Origin of the sequence: Erythrobacter sp. YT30 (assembly GCF_001542875.1) — a bacterium.
Taxonomy (GTDB): Bacteria; Pseudomonadota; Alphaproteobacteria; order Sphingomonadales; family Sphingomonadaceae; genus Erythrobacter.
This window is the reverse complement of the sequence record NZ_LMAF01000002.1, coordinates 932,281-949,706: the sequence shown is the minus strand read 5'-3', so window position 1 is coordinate 949,706 and position 17,426 is coordinate 932,281. Positions and strand designations below refer to the sequence as shown.

At 55.5% G+C, this 17,426-nt stretch carries 18 protein-coding genes; 13 read left to right on the top strand and 5 right to left on the bottom strand.

Annotated features, from left to right (window positions below):
* Positions 1-181 precede the first annotated feature (181 nt).
* The 11 genes from hemE to AUC45_RS09095 all read left to right on the top strand — a co-directional run bounded on the left by hemE (position 182) and on the right by AUC45_RS09095 (position 10,209).
* On the top strand, positions 182-1,198 hold the full coding sequence (hemE, locus tag AUC45_RS09145) for a uroporphyrinogen decarboxylase (RefSeq protein WP_067601381.1): 1,017 nt from the start codon (positions 182-184) through the stop codon (positions 1,196-1,198).
* A gap of 9 nt (positions 1,199-1,207) precedes the next feature.
* Entirely contained in the window at positions 1,208-1,654 is a 447-nt protein-coding gene (locus AUC45_RS09140) for a CopD family protein (protein WP_067601379.1), read from the top strand.
* Positions 1,655-1,873: 219 nt separating this feature from the next.
* Complete coding sequence (gene rho, locus AUC45_RS09135) at positions 1,874-3,139, top strand: transcription termination factor Rho (protein WP_067601376.1); 1,266 nt, start codon at positions 1,874-1,876, stop codon at positions 3,137-3,139.
* Between the two features lie 53 nt (positions 3,140-3,192).
* The gene (locus AUC45_RS09130) at positions 3,193-3,585 is read left to right on the top strand and encodes a BLUF domain-containing protein (protein WP_067601374.1); all 393 of its coding nucleotides are present in this window, start codon (positions 3,193-3,195) and stop codon (positions 3,583-3,585) included.
* 84 nt (positions 3,586-3,669) lie between these two features.
* A complete protein-coding gene (locus AUC45_RS09125; RefSeq protein WP_067601372.1) occupies positions 3,670-4,068 on the top strand; it encodes a BLUF domain-containing protein in 399 nt (132 codons plus the stop codon).
* A gap of 107 nt (positions 4,069-4,175) precedes the next feature.
* Positions 4,176-4,469, top strand: a complete 294-nt coding sequence (locus tag AUC45_RS09120) for a DUF6489 family protein (RefSeq protein WP_067601369.1) — start codon at positions 4,176-4,178, stop codon at positions 4,467-4,469.
* A gap of 35 nt (positions 4,470-4,504) precedes the next feature.
* Positions 4,505-5,791 carry a tRNA uridine-5-carboxymethylaminomethyl(34) synthesis GTPase MnmE gene (gene mnmE / locus AUC45_RS09115; protein WP_067601367.1) on the top strand — a complete coding sequence of 429 codons (1,287 nt, stop codon included), beginning with the start codon at positions 4,505-4,507 and terminating at the stop codon, positions 5,789-5,791.
* A 75-nt stretch (positions 5,792-5,866) separates the two neighbouring features.
* On the top strand, positions 5,867-7,744 hold the full coding sequence (mnmG, locus tag AUC45_RS09110) for a tRNA uridine-5-carboxymethylaminomethyl(34) synthesis enzyme MnmG (protein ID WP_067601364.1): 1,878 nt from the start codon (positions 5,867-5,869) through the stop codon (positions 7,742-7,744).
* Positions 7,745-7,815: 71 nt separating this feature from the next.
* A complete protein-coding gene (gene rsmG / locus AUC45_RS09105; RefSeq protein ID WP_156423801.1) occupies positions 7,816-8,379 on the top strand; it encodes a 16S rRNA (guanine(527)-N(7))-methyltransferase RsmG in 564 nt (187 codons plus the stop codon).
* 52 nt (positions 8,380-8,431) lie between these two features.
* Complete coding sequence (locus AUC45_RS09100) at positions 8,432-9,208, top strand: ParA family protein (RefSeq protein ID WP_067601362.1); 777 nt, start codon at positions 8,432-8,434, stop codon at positions 9,206-9,208.
* Positions 9,205-10,209: a ParB/RepB/Spo0J family partition protein gene (locus AUC45_RS09095; protein WP_082701065.1), complete on the top strand. Its 1,005-nt coding sequence runs from the start codon at positions 9,205-9,207 to the stop codon at positions 10,207-10,209. The genes AUC45_RS09100 and AUC45_RS09095 overlap by 4 nt, the downstream gene beginning before the upstream one ends.
* A 31-nt stretch (positions 10,210-10,240) precedes the next feature.
* Here the strand turns inward: AUC45_RS09095 and AUC45_RS09090 are convergent, their stop codons facing one another.
* Positions 10,241-11,125 carry a glycine zipper 2TM domain-containing protein gene (locus AUC45_RS09090; RefSeq protein WP_067601360.1) on the bottom strand — a complete coding sequence of 295 codons (885 nt, stop codon included), beginning with the start codon at positions 11,123-11,125 and terminating at the stop codon, positions 10,241-10,243.
* Positions 11,126-11,315: 190 nt separating this feature from the next.
* Positions 11,316-11,813, bottom strand: a complete 498-nt coding sequence (locus tag AUC45_RS09085; RefSeq protein ID WP_067601358.1) for a GAF domain-containing protein — start codon at positions 11,811-11,813, stop codon at positions 11,316-11,318.
* On the opposite strand from AUC45_RS09085, the gene AUC45_RS09080 reads away from it, so the two are divergent.
* A complete protein-coding gene (locus tag AUC45_RS09080; RefSeq protein ID WP_233998642.1) occupies positions 11,812-13,407 on the top strand; it encodes a sorbosone dehydrogenase family protein in 1,596 nt (531 codons plus the stop codon). The two genes, AUC45_RS09085 and AUC45_RS09080, sit on opposite strands and share 2 nt — an antisense overlap.
* Positions 13,408-13,418: 11 nt before the next feature.
* Here the strand turns inward: AUC45_RS09080 and AUC45_RS09075 are convergent, their stop codons facing one another.
* Complete coding sequence (locus AUC45_RS09075; protein ID WP_067601354.1) at positions 13,419-14,255, bottom strand: DUF815 domain-containing protein; 837 nt, start codon at positions 14,253-14,255, stop codon at positions 13,419-13,421.
* A gap of 18 nt (positions 14,256-14,273) precedes the next feature.
* A complete protein-coding gene (locus AUC45_RS09070) occupies positions 14,274-16,019 on the bottom strand; it encodes an acyl-CoA dehydrogenase (protein ID WP_067601353.1) in 1,746 nt (581 codons plus the stop codon).
* 92 nt (positions 16,020-16,111) lie between these two features.
* Here AUC45_RS09070 and AUC45_RS09065 point away from each other — a divergent pair, with 92 nt between their 5' ends.
* Positions 16,112-17,083 carry an L-threonylcarbamoyladenylate synthase gene (locus AUC45_RS09065; protein ID WP_067603717.1) on the top strand — a complete coding sequence of 324 codons (972 nt, stop codon included), beginning with the start codon at positions 16,112-16,114 and terminating at the stop codon, positions 17,081-17,083.
* On the opposite strand, the gene AUC45_RS09060 is transcribed toward AUC45_RS09065, so the two are convergent.
* On the bottom strand, positions 17,080-17,412 hold the full coding sequence (locus tag AUC45_RS09060; protein ID WP_067601350.1) for a hypothetical protein: 333 nt from the start codon (positions 17,410-17,412) through the stop codon (positions 17,080-17,082). The two genes, AUC45_RS09065 and AUC45_RS09060, sit on opposite strands and share 4 nt — an antisense overlap.
* Between the last annotated feature and the right edge of the window lie 14 nt (positions 17,413-17,426).

Below are 17,426 nucleotides of genomic sequence, written 5' to 3'. Positions count from 1 at the left end.
CAGGCTGGGAACACTGGGGATAGGTCTCGCTTGACTCAGTTCGGTTGCGGATTCGCCAAGAGTCAATTTCCTTTGCACTTTCCCCGAAATCGGGCAGGGGGCTGGTAATTCCCGGTTTCCACAGGGCCAACAATCACCATCAAACTTATTAATATAATATTTATTGTTTATAGGAGGGACTATGCCGGGCCCATTGCTCGACACTTTAAAGGGAAAACGCCAAGCCGTACCGCCAGTTTGGCTTATGCGGCAGGCTGGTCGGTACCTTCCTGAATATCGTGAGCTTAGGGCAGAGAAAGGCGGGTTTCTTGAACTAGTTTACGATAGCGAAGCCGCGGCTGAGATTACTGTTCAGCCCATTCGCCGGTTCGGCTTTGATGGTGCAATCCTGTTCTCCGATATTCTGATTGTGCCCCATGCGATGGGTCAGGGTCTTGAGTTTTTGGCTGGCGAAGGACCGAAGTTAAGCCCTACATTGATGGAAGCAGAGCTTGCAGATTTTACCGCAGCTCCTGATCGTTTCGAACCGATTTATGAGACTTTGCGTCTTACTCGCGGCCTTATCAGCGATGACGTGACGCTGCTGGGTTTTGCGGGATCACCTTGGACAGTTGCGACCTATATGATCGCTGGAGAAGGCTCAAAAGATCAGGGGCCTGCCCGTTTGCTGGCCTACAAGGATCCTGAGCGTATGCAGGCAATCCTTGATGCGATTATCGATGTCACGATTGGCTATCTGCGCGGGCAAATCGATGCAGGCGCGGAAGCAGTTCAGTTGTTTGACAGTTGGGCAGGAAGCCTTGCTCCAGATGAATTTGAACGCTGGGTAGTGGCACCGAATGCCAAAATCACCGCAGCGTTAAAGCAATCTCATCCTGATACGCCGGTAATCGGTTTTCCAAAAGGCGCAGGCTCCAAATTGGCCGCCTATGCGCGTGAGACGGGTGTGGATGCAGTTGGGCTCGACGAAACACTTGATCCGGCCTCTGTGCATGCTTCCCTGCCTTCTGGGATGCCGGTTCAGGGCAATCTTGATCCATTGTTGGTTGAAGCTGGCGGTCCGATGCTGCCAAAGCGCGTGAAAACCATCATCGAGGCGTTTGAGGATCGTCCGCATGTCTTTAATCTTGGCCACGGTATCGGCCAATTCACGCCGATTGCCCATGTCGAGCAATTGCTTGCGACATTGAGAGGATAATCCTGCACCATGGATGCGATTTTTCCTTACGTTTATCCGTGGCTGAAAGTCGGCCACGTCGTTTTCATGGTCTTCTGGCTTGCGGGCCTGTTCATGCTGCCGCGCCAGTGCATCTACATGCTCGATCATGAGCCAGGCTCGGCGGGAGAGGCCAAATGGGCAGATCGCATGGGGAAACTGCGCAAGATCATTCTTACACCAAGCCTCATCATCGTGTGGGTCTTGGGCCTGATATTGGCTTTTGGCCTCAACGCTTTCACTGGAGCAGGGTGGCTTCATGCAAAGATCACCTTGGTGGTTATCTTAAGCGGCTATCACGGCTGGCTGGTAGCACAGACCAAGAAAATGGCGCGCGGTGAAAGGCCCTTGTCGGAAAAGACGCTTCGGATGATTGGCGAAGTGCCTGGGCTCTTATTGGTGCTGATTGTCTTGCTGGTTTACGTGCGTCCATTCTGATCTGCGGTTTTTTGCAAATTCTGGCATCCGCGCGCATTGACCTTGATCCTTGCGCACCGTACTTAGCGACCATCACTCCGGATTAGCTGTACAAGTCGTGCGGCTTCGTCTGCTTTCTCCAAGCCCAGCCCCAATTCTTTGATTAGATAAGGGCACCACTAATTCTCAACGGTGGCACTGACGGCCCGGCCAATTCTCGATTATCGGACTACAAATACAATGCACCTCAAAGACTTAAAGATTAAAGCACCGGCCGAACTGGTTGCCATGGCCGAAGAGCTGGGCGTCGAAGGCGCATCGACAATGCGCCGGCAGGACCTGCTGTTCAGCATCCTGCGCGAGCTGGCTGAAGATGAAGAATACGAAGAAAAGATCATGGGCATCGGCACGATTGAAGTGCTGCAAGATGGCTTTGGTTTTCTCCGCTCACCAGAGGCGAACTATCTGGCCGGGCCGGATGACATTTACGTCTCCCCCAATCAGATCCGCAAGTGGGGCCTGCGCACAGGCGACACTGTCGAAGGTGAGATCCGTGCACCCAAAGAAGGCGAGCGGTACTTTGCTCTCACGAGCCTCGCGACCGTCAACTTTGAAGATCCTTCCGCGGTTCGGATGCGTACAAATTTCGACAACCTTACGCCGCTTTATCCAGAGGAGAAACTCAATCTCGATACGCTTGACCCCACCGTAAAGGACAAGTCGGCGCGCGTGATTGATATCGTCTCACCGCAGGGCAAAGGCCAGCGCGCACTGATCGTGGCACCGCCGCGCACTGGTAAAACCGTGCTGCTGCAGAATATTGCCAAGGCAATCACCGACAACCATCCCGAAGTATTTCTGTTGGTTCTTCTCGTTGACGAACGTCCGGAAGAAGTGACCGATATGCAGCGCAGCGTTAAAGGTGAGGTGATCTCGTCAACCTTTGACGAGCCAGCCAATCGTCACGTTCAAGTGGCTGAAATGGTTATTGAAAAGGCTAAGCGCCTGGTCGAGCACAAGAATGATGTTGTAATCCTGCTCGATTCGATCACCCGTCTTGGCCGCGCCTACAACACCGTCGTGCCAAGCTCTGGTAAGGTTCTTACCGGCGGTGTCGATGCAAACGCTCTGCAGCGGCCAAAGCGCTTCTTTGGTGCAGCCCGTAATATCGAAGAGGGTGGATCGCTGTCCATCATCGCCACCGCGCTGATTGATACCGGTAGCCGCATGGATGAAGTGATCTTTGAAGAGTTCAAAGGCACCGGTAACTCAGAAATCGTGCTTGATCGCAAGGTCTCAGACAAGCGTATCTTCCCCGCTCTCGATGTTGGGAAATCAGGCACACGTAAAGAAGAGCTGCTGGTTGAGAAGGACAAGCTTTCTAAGATGTGGGTGTTGCGCCGCATCCTTATGCAGATGGGAACCGTAGATGCTATGGAATTCCTCCTCGACAAGATGAAGGACTCCAAGACCAACGAAGATTTCTTCGACACGATGAACCAGTGATGTAAGGAACCGAAAAACTCAGCTATAAGAGTTTCCGGGGGACGGACGACATCATGCTAAGTCAGTATCTATATATCAGCACCGCGCCGAGCCTTTCGCGTGAAGAGGTGGAGTCGATCCTCCAGACAAGCGCGCGCAACAATCCTGAGAAGGGTATTACCGGGCTGTTGCTCTACAATGGGCGCAATTTTCTCCAATTGCTGGAGGGGGAAGAGGCTGAGCTCATATCGCTGATGGTACGGATTACACACGATCCAAGGCATACCGGCATTTCGGTGCTAGATCGCCGTACCATAGATGATCGGGCGTGCCCCAATTGGGCAATGAAACGGGTCTTGATAGCGCAAAGCATTGAGGACCGGAAAAAAATGCTCGATCGTGATCTGCCAAAAGGGCTGGATAACGAAACGCGGCGCATCATTATGAATTTCGCCGTCCTCAATTGAATGCAAGGCGCATTCGATTGAAAGGAGATTAGTGTACCTGTCGATTAAGCATTCTTTATAAGCATAGCTCTATGCGGGTAAGGTATGAGACGATTGGTATACACCAGTGTTGCTACGGCGGATTTTGCCGAAGGCGATCTCTTTCGGATTGTCTCTCAGTCTGCTCGCAAGAATGGCGACATTGGTCTCAGTGGCTTCCTGCTATACTCGAACCGCCGCTTTCTGCAGCTCCTTGAAGGTCCAGCAGACCAAATCTCGGCTCTTTATGGCGTAATCCAGAGCGACAATCGGCACTGCGATTGCACGGTTGTACTCGATGAGCAGATCGCCCATTCGGCCTTCTCCAAATGGTCAATGCGCAGACTTCGATCGACTTCTAACGATGCCATCTTGGCTGAAATTGCTGAACAGGCAGGTCGCGATGTGCCTAGCGGCTTGGACAGTATTATTAGAGACTTCCTCAGTCAGCCTGCTGCATCGTAAACAGACTGAGATTCTCGCTTTCTCGCCACATGCGTGATTGTGACTTGTTGCACAAAGCGCCCCACAGCCCCAAATAGGCCTCGTATGCAACGAGAGGGGCCAGTCCCATGAAGATCAACGTAGAAATCGAATGCACTCCGGAAGAGGCGCGCACCTTTATGGGACTACCGGATGTGAGCCAGGCGAATTCGGTCTACGTCGATAATATTGCGAAGGCCATGAAGGGCGTGAGTAGCCCTGATCAATTGCAGGAATACGCTGAGCGTTTGGCACCTATGGGCCAAATGGGAATGAAGCTGTTTCAAAGTTTCGTCGAAGGGGGAATGCGGACCGCATCTGGATCGGGCTCTCCATCAAGTTCATCGCGAAAGTCAAAGACGGATAGCGAACCGGACGAATAAGCAACCTCGGGCATTCTCGCTGGGTCCAAGATCATATGAGCGCAGGCAATGCGACTATATTTGCGGTGTCCAGCGGATCACCCCCGGCTGCGATCGGCGTTATTCGCGTAAGTGGTCCGGCGGCGGCGCTTGCATTGCAAAAACTGACCAAAAAACAGTTTGAGCCACGCCGCTCTTCACTCGCCAAATTACGTGATGCAGGAGGTCAAATCTTGGATGAGGCGCTCGTTTTGTGGCTGCCGGGGCCTAGCAATGCAACCGGCGAGGATTGCGTTGAGCTCCATTGCCACGGGGGTAGGGCAGTGCTCGCATCCGTCGAAGCTGCCTTGTCGAAAATCGAAGGACTGCGCCCCGCAGAGCCCGGCGAGTTCACCCGAAGAGCTTTTGCCAATGGTCGGATTGATTTGGCCGAAGCGGAGGGGCTTGCCGATCTACTCGCTGCGGAAACCGAGCTGCAGCGTGCGGCTGCCATAGCCAATGCGAGCGGCAGCCTATCACGCCAAGTTGAAGAATGGCGCGACAGGGTCCTTAATGCTTCGGCCCAAATCGAAGCGGCGTTGGATTTTTCGGATGAGGATGATGTGGATGCTTTGCCCGATGGTTTCACGGGAAACATCGGCGAATTGGCTGCCGAGTTAGACCGATGGCTTGCGCGCCCGCGGTCAAGTCGCCTTGGTGCCGGGGTTCGTGTTGTTCTTGCAGGTCCACCCAATGCAGGCAAATCGACCCTATTTAATGCGCTTGTTGAGAGCGAAGCGGCGATTACGTCTCCCATTGCGGGCACAACCCGTGATGTGATTGAACGCGGCGTAGCAATATCCGGCGTCCCGTTTGTGTTTATCGACACGGCAGGCTTGCGTTCGGACAGTGCAGATGCCGTCGAAGTGATTGGGATAGAGCGTGCCAACGCGGAACTCATTAAAGCAGATATCGTGTTGTGGCTAGGCGACGAGGGTGAGGGGCCAGAATATGCTTGGGAGGTTGCACCGAGGCTTGATGCGCCAGAATATGAGCCAAAGTCAGGTTCTGTATACTCGCTATCAGCGAAGACCGGTGAGGGTATCACTGAGCTAAAGATAGCCTTGGTCAAGCAAGCACGAACCATCCTCCCCAAACCGGGAGAAGCTGCATTAAATGAGCGCCAGCATAACATCCTAGGTCGCGTGGCAGAGGTGCTCGGGGCCATACAGAATCAGAACGACCCACTACTGATTGCAGAGGAGCTGCGCAGAGCTCGTCTTGGTTTTGATCAAATAGTCGGACGGGCCACAACCGAAGACATGCTCGACGCGCTATTCGGACGCTTTTGCATCGGAAAGTAGCTTCCTCTCACTCTCTTTGATGTTTCACGTGAAACAGCTTTGACGTTCTCAAGCGAAGCTCCTATTTCGCCTCATATGCACGAATTCGATGTTTTGGTGATTGGCGGCGGTCATGCCGGAGTTGAAGCAGCTATGGCTGCTGCGCGCATGGGTGTGCGCACCGGATTGGTGAGTTTTGACCTTACTGCGATTGGCGCGATGAGCTGTAATCCAGCCATCGGAGGCCTTGGTAAGGGCCACTTGGTGCGAGAAGTTGACGCGCTTGACGGCGTCTTGGGTCGCGCGGCTGATGCAGGCGCCATCCACTACCGTATGCTCAACAGGTCGAAGGGAAGCGCTGTTTGGGGCCCCCGCATTCAAGCTGATCGGACCCGTTTCAAGGCGTATGTGCAGCGGGCAGTCCGCTCCCAGACCAATCTGACTTTGATAGAGGGCGAGGCTGCTGCGCTCACGCTTAAGTGTGGCTCGGTCGCTGGTCTTGAACTGGCAGATGGCACGTTACTTTCAGCACCTAAGATAGTCCTGTGTACGGGCACCTTTCTAGGAGGTGTGCTCTACCGCGGAGAGGAGCGCTTCGGAGGGGGGCGCATAGGCGAGAATGCTGCAACTCGTCTCGCTGAGCAATTGCGCGGTGCAGACTTGCCAATGGCGCGCCTTAAGACGGGAACACCGCCGCGTCTTGATGGTCGAACGATTGATTGGTCACAGCTCGATGAGCAGCAGTCAGATGACGAGTGTTGGACCATGTCGCCACTCACTGGAGGGCGCAAAAATCCGCAAGTCTTCTGCGCCATTACCCGCACAACGCAGGCAGCGCATGATATCATTCGCGCCAATCTGGATCGATCACCTCTCTTCTCGGGCGCAATTGGTGCTGCTGGGCCGCGCTATTGTCCGTCGATTGAGGACAAGATTCACCGTTTTGGTGATCGGGACGGCCATCAGGTTTTCCTTGAGCCTGAAGGTCTCACCACGCATATTGTCTATCCTAACGGGATCAGCACCAGCCTTCCGGTTGATGTTCAGGACGCAATGCTGCGGCTGATGCCAGGCCTTGCGACGGTCAAGATCGTCGAACCAGGATATGCGGTCGAGTACGACCATATTGATCCGCGCGCGCTCACTTCTGATTTACAGTTGCGCGCGATCCCGGGTTTGTATTGTGCGGGGCAAATTAACGGAACAACAGGGTATGAAGAGGCAGCTGCTCAGGGTCTCATTGCTGGTCTGGAGGCAGCGGCGGCAGTCACTGGTCGTCCCGCGCCCGCTCTCGATCGCGCAAATTCATATATCGCTGTGATGATTGACGATCTGACACTGCAAGGCGTAAGCGAGCCCTACAGAATGCTCACCGCGCGCGCTGAATACAGACTGCGCTTGCGTGCCAATAACGCGTCCACTCGCCTCACACCCATGGGGCTCGAAGCGGGTTGTGTTGGGCGAGAACGTGCTGATTGGTACGAAAAGCGTGAGGAAAACCGGGTTCATTTAAATGAAGTCCTGTCAAAGCAGGTCCAAGCAACCGAACTGGCCGATCACGGTTTGAATGTTCGCCGAGATGGGGGGAGCAAAGAGCTTTGCGATTGGCTGAGGCATGATGGCATTGGGCTTTCAGATCTTGACCCTTGGCTGGGAGATGTTGTCGCTCTTGACCCAATTCTCGCCGAAGAAATGGCGGAGGATGCAGCATATGCTCCCTATCTCGCACGTCAGGAAGCGGAGTTGCGCGATTTGCGAGCAAGCGAAGCGCTCCCTCTCGCGGCCAATTTTGGTTATGATCAAGTCCCGGGCTTGTCGCATGAGATGGTTGAGCGGCTTACCGCTGCAGCTCCGGCGAACTTGGCTGCTGCTGGTCGCGTAGCTGGGATAACCCCTGCGGCGCTCTCTGCCTTGCTAGTGCATGCGCGCCGGGTCCAAGCTGGATCAAAGGGCAAAGGCCAGCGCGCCGCGTGACCAGAGACAAATTGATCACGAACGAGAATGAGGCACGTGCGTACTGTGCTCAATGGACTGATGCGAAAGGTATGGAGCGGCTTGATCGTTTCGCCTCGCTCCTGCTGAGCGAGAACAGGCGTCAAAATCTGATAAGCAAGCCTTCAGAGTCGCAATTATGGCAGCGTCACTTTGCGGACAGCGCGCAATTGCTCGAATATGTTCCACGTGAAACACGCTGTTCTATTGAGAAGCCGTGGCTTGATTTAGGGACGGGCGCCGGCTTCCCCGGCCTCGTCATTGCGATCCTTAAACCTGAATCGCGGTTTCTTTTCGTCGAATCTCGTGCGAGGCGGGTTGAGTTTCTTGAACATTGCATCGGAGATCTTGGGTTAACCGTTTGCAGGGTGAGGGGAGAGCGTCTGGAGCGCATCGATCCATTTTCCGCCAGCGTCATATCTGCCCGTGCATTTGCTCCTCTGGAAAAGCTCCTCCGGTTATCCGCACCCTTCTCCACAAAGGCGACGCGCTACCTCTTGCCGAAGGGACGCTCCGCAGCGCACGAATTGGAGGAGCAGAAGAGATCGATTCGGACCATGTTTCACGTGAAACAATCATTGACCGATCCGGAAGCTGGAATCATTGTGAGCAAGTAGGGCGCGAAAAGCGAAAGAACCCGTCAAACCACTCCGATTGGAAGAGAGATTCATGCTAACCATCGCGATTGCGAACCAAAAGGGTGGTGTTGGAAAAACCACCACGGCGATAAATATCGCCACTGCGATGGCAGCAACGGGCTGGCGGACGTTGCTGATTGACCTTGATCCGCAAGGAAATGCTTCGACCGGTATGGGTGTAACTGCAGCCGATCGCGATATGTCGAGCTACGATTTGCTCGTTGACAGTGTGCCTTTGAAAGAGGCGATTGTTGGAACAAGCATCCCTGGGCTCGATATCGTCCCCGCAACTGTTGATTTGAGCGGTGCTGAAGTGGAGCTGGTTTCCGTTGAGGAACGCACAGCACGGCTGCGCAGTGCTTTGGCCAACCACACCGAACATGACATTTGTTTTGTCGATTGTCCCCCATCCCTGGGGCTTCTGACGCTCAATGCCCTGTGTGCCGCAGACACGCTCCTGGTGCCGCTCCAATGCGAATTCTTTGCGCTGGAGGGGCTAAGTCAACTTCTTCAGACGGTTGAGAAGGTGCGCCAGCTCTTCAATCCTTCGCTCGATATCATTGGTGTCGCATTGACCATGTATGATCGCCGCAATCGATTGACGGACCAAGTGTCTGACGATGTGCGTGATTGCCTGGGGCAGCTCGTTTTCGAGACGGTAATACCGCGCAATGTCCGCCTGTCAGAGGCGCCAAGTCACGGTCTTCCGGCTCTGGTCTATGATCATTCGTGTGTCGGCAGCAGGGCTTATATCGCATTGGCACGTGAATTAATCGGGCGTTTCCCGGATGAAAGGCAGGCAGCGTGAGCAAGAAGTCCACTCAAGACATTGAATTCTCTGTACCGCAACGAAGCGCTGCGGCCCGGAAGAAGAAGCTGGGCAAGGGGTTGGGCGCACTTCTGGGTGAAACCCAGCGCGAAGAGCCACTGGCGCGCGCAAACGTAGAGGCGACCACTACAGTATCTTCTGAAGCTTTGAGTGCGGCTGATGCTTCGAGCGATCAATCATCGCCGCTGAAAATGTTGAGCATCGCCTCAATCACGCCTCTGCCCGGCAACCCTCGCAAGCATTTTGACGAAACCGCTTTGGAAGAGTTGGCATCCTCGATTGCGACGCGCGGAGTTATTCAACCAATCATCGTCAGGCCTACAAAAAAAGGGTCTTTTCAACTGGTTGCCGGTGAAAGACGCTGGCGAGCAGCGCAAAAAGCGCGTCTTCATGAAATTCCTGCGCTTGTTCGCGAGCTAGACGATCGCGAAGTAATGGCGCTTGCTCTCATTGAGAACTTGCAGCGCGAAGACTTGAACCCCGTAGAAGAAGCGCGCGCGTATCAAAAGCTTGCTGACGATGAAGATATGACGCAGGCCGACATCGCTCGGATGGTGGAAAAATCGCGCAGCCACGTCGCGAATATTCAGCGCCTTCTAAACCTACCCGACGCGGTTTTGGACCTTGTCGAAGCAGGCCAGCTATCGATGGGCCATGCTCGAGCCTTGATTGGACATGATGCTGCAGCCGATCTCGCCAAGCGAGCGGTGAATGACAATCTCTCGGTCCGTGAGGTTGAGAAGCTCGTGCGCAAGCCGGCAAAACCGACCTCGAAGTCAGGCGGTGGTGAGCAGTTCGCCGCTGAATCAGGGCAAAATGCCGATATTGAAGCGGTCCAGAACCATCTCGAAGAGTTCCTGGGGCTGCCAGTGCTGATCAAGTCTGATGCTGATCCTCGAAGCGGATCGATCACAATCCGTTACACCACGCTAGATCAATTAGATCTGGTTTGTCAGCGACTTACGGGCGGCGATATCTGAGAAGGCGGCGCACTTTAGTGCCGTAATTCTCTCATTCTCGGACAGGTTTGGAGTTCGCAGGCACTTGCACCCGTTGTGGCGCTGGAATGATGCGCCTCCCCGCAAGACCCTCTTCGCGCACTGTTTCCCGCACGACGACGCGCTGTTGCTGTTCCACTTCGATTGGAACCCAAACAACTTGTGAGGGCTGCGGGTAGCCATATCCTTGATAAACCGGCGCTTGGTAGGGGTTATAGCTCTGAGGCGCATAGCTGATATAGGGTGAGCTAGCAGGAATGGTCCGCGCTGCAATCCGGCCGGCATGGGCTGAATATTGGGACAGGTAGTTTTCCAGCGCCGCTTCGCAATCGTAAGCGCGGTCCTCATCATCGCCATCAATAGTATTTCCAATCGCTGCGCCTGCAACACCTCCTGCGCCCGCACCGATCAGCGTTCCTGCAAGACGCTCTCCATTCGCGATCCTGTTGCCAGCAAGGCCGCCAACGGTAGCGCCAAGTAGGCCTCCGATAACTTGGTTGCGATCTTTATCTGATCGACCGGCAGTGCGGCGACGACATTCATTAATCCATTGTTCGCGCCCAACAACGACTGCTGCAGGTGATGGCGCGGGTGCGTAGCCTTGTGGAGGATACGCCTGGTAGCCTGCCCCGGGATATTGCGTATTCCTATACACTTGGGTCTGCTCTGTCCCGGCCCGTGCCGGGATGCGCCGAGTGCGAGTGATTGTTTCCACGCCATCTGGACCGGTGGTCGTTTCAACCGTTTCAGCTGGCAATTGTGCAGGCGGCTGCGTTGTTGCAGCTGGTCTTGGCGTGTTTACCGGTAGAGACTGTGCCACCGCTCCAGATGACAGGCTGGCCGCAAGAACTGCGCCCGAAACGCCCAAAATTCCCCGAAAAGACGCCAAATTCAGCATGGTTATACCCCTCTCCAATCCTGGCCGGAGCTGCGTGTATGTATGCGACTCGCACCTCATCGCTGCCGTGTTTAGTTAACTTGATGTTTACCATCACATAGTTGTGGCGCCTAATCCCTGATCGGGCTCTGTACCTTTTCGGGCCGTTGACACATTGTTACAAAACGGAAGCGCCGTTTCTAAGGATTGACTAGATCCGATTGATTAGAACCAAAGCCAATTGTTCAATACCTTCAGCATCGTGCGGGCCAAATCGGCCTTTTCTCGGGCTGTCGAGATCAATGACCGCTATTACTTCGCCATCGCGTAATACCGGTACGACGAGTTCGGACTGGCTTGCCGTGTCGCAGGCGATATGGCCGGGAAAGGTATGAACGTCTTCAACCCTTTGGCTTTCGCCGGTTTTTGCAGCAGCGCCGCACACGCCCTGGCCCAAAGGAATGCGAATGCATGCCGGGCGGCCGACAAACGGCCCAAGGATGAGCTCTTGGCCGCCTTTCAACGCAGTTCCAACACGGTAAAATCCCGCCCAGTTCAAATCGGGTACGAATTCCCAGATTAACGCTGCAACATTGGCCATGTTCGCAACGGGATCAGGTTCATCACGCGTCAGCGCATCCGCTGCTTCGGCTAGCTGCCGATACAGCTCTTCAGGCTTAAGAGCGGTGTCGGGTTGGAAATCATACATGGATCGAATGTGGCCCTTTCACGCGGATAGCCTGTCTTTCGTCGCTCATGCAGTCCTTCGCATATTGCCGCAAGTGGCAACGCTCTCTATCGCTCATGTCATGACAACACTTCGCAAAGTTTCAATCTCTCTCCTCGTCCTCGTCGCTTTGGCTGGGGTCGGACTGTATTTTCTAACCCGCGGCGACACAGCGGATTTATCGGTCGATGAAGTCGCAGGCACTGATCCGACATTGCAAGAGCCGGATGCAGAAGCCTTCCCGACCGTGCAGATTGCAAAGCCTGTTGGCTGGGAAGCTGGCGATGCGCCGAAGGCGGCAGAGGGTCTTGCCGTCAATCGCTTTGCAGAAGGATTGGACCACCCCCGCGTGCTCTACGCCCTTCCCAATGGCGATGTTCTGGTGACGCTCACCCGGGCGCCTGCTGCCGAAGACGATGGCGAAGGCGGGTTCATGGATACAATTCGTGGATGGGTCGCGAGTTACCTCTTTTCCGAAGCCGGCGCTGCAGGCGAATCCCCCAATGAACTTGTGCTCTTGCGCGATGCAGATGGGGATGGAACCGCAGAAATTCAGCAAGTTATCCTCACTGAAGGGCTGGATTCACCGTCCGGGATTAGTTGGGGTGACAACACCCTCTACATCGCCAACCACGATGCGGTGCTGGCTTTCGATTATGAGCTCGGCGCCGATGCGGTGACATCGAAGGCGCGCAAACTCATGGACCTGCCACCAGGCGGCGGCCACTGGATGCGCAACATGGAGATCCATCCAGACGGAGGCAGGCTCTACATTGCGGTCGGATCTGTCAGCAATATCGGCGAATCCGGCATGGCGATCGAAGACGGCCGCGCGATGATTTGGGAATACAACATCGAGACGGGAGAGCCGCGTCAATATGCAGCGGGTCTGCGCAATCCAAACGGTCTCGATTTCAGTCCTTGGAGTGGTGAGCTATGGACTACGGTGAATGAGCGCGACATGCTCGGCTCAGATCTCGTTCCCGATTACCTTACAAATGTTCCGGTCGGCGCTCAGTACGGCTGGCCTTGGCTCTATTACAAGGACAACATTGATCGCCGAGTTGAGGCACCAATGCCTCAATTCCTGATGGAGTACACACGCAACCCAGAGTTTGCGCTTGGTCCACATGTTGCCGCCCTAGGATTGGTCTTTTCGGCGGAAGGTCACACTATGGGTGAAAATCTGTCGAGCGGTGCATTCATTGCGCGGCACGGTTCGTGGAATCGCAAGCCTCCTTCTGGATATGATGTGGTTTATGTCGCCTTTGATGGACGTGGGAACCCCGAGGGAAAGCCGGTCCCGGTCCTCACAGGTTTTCTGAACGACGATGGCACGACCAAGGGGCGTCCGACATGGGTCGAATGGGCGGGAGATGGCTCACTGCTGGTGTCTGACGATACTGCTGGCATCATTTGGCGGACATATGCGCCGGAGGCTCAGCCTGCCGCCGCAATCGAACCCAACCAAGGCGAAAGTTTACCGCCGCAGCGGGAATTGAGCGATCCGCGGCGCGCATTTGAAGAGGATTATCTGCGCGAACAGGCGGCACAGGGCAATTTGCCCGGACTCTAAGCTTTTAACAGTCAGAGATCGAGAGCCACTCCCGCCCGGCTCGCGATCTCAACCGCGAATTGGTAGGCGGTTCGCCCGGATCGATTGCCGCGGGCAATGGCCCAGGCGAGCGCTTTCGCGCGATCGTATTCCAGATTTAGAGGTTTCAGGTAGCTTTCGACGATCTCCAAATAGGTTTCTTGATCGCATGGATGAAAACCAAGATTGAGGCCGAACCGATCGACTAGGGCGAGGAAGTTGTCGCGCTCGTCCCGTGCGTGCAGAGATATTGGCTCATCACTTTCTGACTGCTTCATCAATGCGCGACGGTTGGATGTCACCGCAAAGCGGATATGCGCGGGACGGGGAATGACACCGCCGTCCAGCAAGCTTCGTAATGCAAGATTTGCCCGGGTATCGCGCTCATCGAAGGTCAGATCATCGCAAAACAGGATAAACGCCCGAGGTTGATCGGCCAGATCGAGGATAAGGTCTGGAAGAGCCTCAATCGCGCCATTTGTTACCTGAATGAGCGAGATCGCTTCGGGATATTCGCACTGGACATCGGATACAACCGAGCGAACTAGCGCTGATTTTCCCATGCCCCGCGCGCCCCACAGCATCATGTCATGCGCCGCAGCGCCCTTAGCCATCGCCAGGCAATTGTCGCGCAGCGCAACTTTTTGAGCGCCAATCCCATGCAGCCGATTGAGGGGAAGGGCATTCAATTCATGAACTGAACGCCCCTTTTCGCCATCCCACAGATACGCTGGCGCGCTCAGCCAGTCGTTCTCCGGATCTCCAGTGCCAGCAATTTGGTAAAGCGCACCTGCTATCCGTTCCCAAACAGGTTCGTCCGGATTGCTCATCGGAACGCCGGTGTAGACCTAACCAGCGAGCTTTTCGGCAGGGAGGGCATACAGCAGATCAGATCCACCGACTGCACCCGCCTTAAGGCCCAGCGCTTCAGGCACAATCCGATCAAGGAAGAAGCGGACCGTGACTGGCTTGCTTTCGGAAAGCGATGGCGCAGCGCCATTCGCTACTGCCTCAGCCTGCTTCATCAGCTGCCAACCCGCAACAGCAATCGCTGCCATGGTGCAGAAGGGAACGCTGCCTGAAAGACGATCATCAAGACTCGCCTCATCGCGCATCCAACGCGCGATCCCGGCGCATTCACCCGCGAGAGTGAACAACGCAGGTTCTGCATCGCCTGCGTCACGCGCGATGTCTTCAAAGAGCGAGACCATCGCTTCACCACCGTCGAGACCCAGCTTGCGCGTCACAAGATCGGCAGCCTGAATACCATTGGTGCCCTCGTAAATTGGCGCAATCCGCGAATCGCGCCAGTGCTGCGCAGCACCGGTTTCTTCGACAAAGCCCATTCCGCCATGGATCTGAATTCCGATCCCAGCCACCTCGACGCCCGCGTCGGTGCCCCACGCTTTGACCAGTGGGACGAGAATATCCGCGCGCATCTGCGCTGCTTGATCGCCAATGGTGCCACGATCCACTTGGCCGGCGCAATAATAAAGAAGAGCGCGTACGCCTTCGGTGAGAGCTTTCATCCGCAGGATCATGCGGCGCACATCAGGATGATCGATGATCGCAATCGGCGAATTGTCAGGCGATCCCGCACGCGCGGACTGCACGCGGTCCATTGCGTAAGCAATTGCCTGCTGCGTTGCACGTTCGGCGATCTGATTGCCCTGGTTGCCGACATTAATCCGCGCATTGTTCATCATCGTGAACATAGCTGCGAGGCCTTTGTTTTCATGACCTACTAGCTCACCAATGCATTCACCGTTGTCGCCATAGCTCATAACGCAGGTGGGTGAAGCGTTGATACCGAGCTTGTGTTCGAGGCTCACGCAGCGCAGATCATTGCGATTGCCGAGCGACCCGTCGTCATTGACGTGGTATTTTGGCACGAGAAAGAGCGAGATACCGCGCGACCCTTCGGGCGCGCCGGGTAGGCGAGCCAATACGAGGTGGATGATATTGTCCGCCAGCTCATGCTCACCCCAGGTGATGTAGATCTTTTGACCCGTGATCCTGTATTTGCCCACATGTTCGCCGGTCTCAATTGGTTCGGCCGTGGAGCGCAACGCGCCCACATCTGATCCCGCGGCAGGCTCTGTCAGGTTCATGGTGCCAGACCATTTGCCGCTAACCAGCTCAGGAAGGTACTTCGCCTGTTGATCCTTGCTTCCGTGATTTTCGAGCGCATCAATCGCTCCGACGGAAAGCATGGGGAGCAAATTGAATGCCATGTTGGCAGCGCCCAGGTTCTCAAGCACATTGCATGAAAGTGTAAATGGCAACCCCTGTCCGCCAAAATCCTCTGGCGACGCGATCGCGTTCCAGCCCTGTTCGACATAGGAATCGTAAGCTTCTTTGAATCCATCGGGCAGCCGCACAACGCCGTTTTCGAGGCGAGCGCCCTCAAGATCACCCACTCGGTTTAGCGGAGCAAATTCACCGGCTGCAAATGCACCGACGCCTTCAACAATGGCTTCGACCAGATCGGCTTCGGCGTGAGCAAACTTCTCAGACTGAGCAAGCTCTTCGATCCCCGCATTGACGCGAATGGCTAGGAGTTGGTCTTGTGTCGGGGGCGTATAAGTGTTCACGGTAAAAGAGATCCCTCAAATTGTGTGGCAAAGGGTCGCGCAATTCGCGCCGCATCTTGGCATTGTCTGCCTTGGAATATAGCGATCAAAGCATGAGCGACAAGAACGCTACGGAAGTGGTCTTAGCAGACGAAGAAGGGATCGCGCGAGCGACGCGAATCCTTGAGGCTGGCGGTCTAGTCGCCGTTCCGACGGAAACAGTCTATGGCCTGGCTGCAAGGGCCGATTCTCCCGAGGCGGTTGCGAAGATTTTCGCTGCGAAAGGACGACCAGATTTCAATCCGCTGATCGTCCACGTGCGCGATACCGAACAGGCAGCGAGGTATGCCCGGTGGAGCGATCACGCTGATTTAGCGGTCACGAATTATTGGCCAGGCCCTTTGACGCTGGTTTTGCCAAAGAGAAATGATGCGGCCCTCGCACCCGCGGTCACAGCAGGACTTGATACCGTTGCTCTTCGTGCGCCCGCACATCCGGTGATGCGGGCACTGCTGAATCGCATCGAGTTTCCACTCGCTGCCCCTTCCGCCAATCGCAGCGGCTTTATCAGCCCGACGAGCGCGCAGCATGTGATGGCATCGCTTGATGGACGGATTGATCTCGTTCTTGATGGAGGCGCCAGCGATCAGGGGGTGGAATCGAGCATTCTTGCAATCAGAGAGAACGGTAGCTGGGAAGAACTGCGGGCTGGGCCTGTCGATCTTGATGCATTGCATCGGCACTACTTCGATGTCGGTTTGGATGATCAAGCCACTGTAGCGGAGGGTTCAGTGATCGAGGCTCCAGGGCAGCTGGTCAGTCACTACTCGCCCGGCAAGCCTTTGCGGCTTAACGCCCGCGAAGCATTTCCGGGTGAATTCTTTATCGGCTTTGGCGGCGGCGGCTCAGACTTCGACTTGTCACCGGATGCCCACGTAGCCGAGGCGGCGTCACGCCTTTATGACGCACTCCATCAAGCCGCGATCTCCGATCATGCGCGCATCGCGGTCGCGCCTATTCCAAATGAGGGGATTGGCCGCGCGATCAACGACCGGCTGCGGCGCGCGGCAGCCCCCTTAGATTAGTCTTCTTCGGGTTCCGCCGGGATCGTTGGAAGCAGTTCCTCGATCTCCGCGTAAGTCTCTCGCGCCTCTTCGCAGGCGCTGCGGTCGCCGTCCTCGCATTTCTCGCTCTGCTTGCGGTATTCGCGCTCCAGTTTGCCGAGCTTTTCCTCGCGCTTGCGGATTTCGCGCCCGCGCTTCTCGTCTGCTTCTGATTGGCTGGTTGTGGCGACATCGACTGCCTTGCTGGCCACCCGTACAGGGGCAGTTGCCACATTCGCGGCTGTGCGAACCAAACAGCCAGACAGGATGAGAGAGCCACAGATAAGGCTAACGAGGGGAAGCGCGCGCATCAGCAGCTTGTCGC